The sequence below is a fragment of the Lacinutrix salivirga genome (assembly GCF_053604675.1).
This window is the reverse complement of the sequence record NZ_JBSHNP010000072.1, coordinates 1-473: the sequence shown is the minus strand read 5'-3', so window position 1 is coordinate 473 and position 473 is coordinate 1. Positions and strand designations below refer to the sequence as shown.

Here is a 473-nt window from a genome sequence, read left to right as displayed (position 1 = left end):
GTCATACCATCTGGTGTGCCATCATCACAAACTTCTAAGTCGGTTGGTGCTACTACTGTTGGTAAGGAATAGGCTGTGACTGTAGAGGTGCTTGTCGATGGACAGGCTCCGTTGGTCGTGTAATCTACTGAGTAGGTTGCTCCTGGAATACCTGAGGTGATTGCGCCTGTTGCGCTATCTAATAGTGCGCCATCGGTTGGTGCTGGTACTGTCCAAATATATGTTCCGCCTGGTGTGGCTTCAGTGGTGACTAAACCGCCTTCGCAACTTGGTGTGTAACTAAAACTTGAGTCTTCGCTTGGTAGTAGGGTTAAACTAAATGCTGTAGTGGTTGGACAGGCACCATTTGTTGTGTATTCTATTATATAGGTCGCACTTGGTGTTCCCATTGTCACTTCGCCTGTGGCCATATCTATTAATGCGCCATCCGTTACTGGTGTGCTAAAATCGAAACTGCCGCCTGGCGTGACTAC

Annotated in this window: 1 protein-coding gene; it reads right to left on the bottom strand. The window is 48.0% G+C overall.

The annotated features are described in order from the left end of the window. The coding region (locus ACVC5O_RS02745; RefSeq protein WP_452219934.1) for a hypothetical protein at window positions 1-473 on the bottom strand (473 nt) is incomplete at both ends.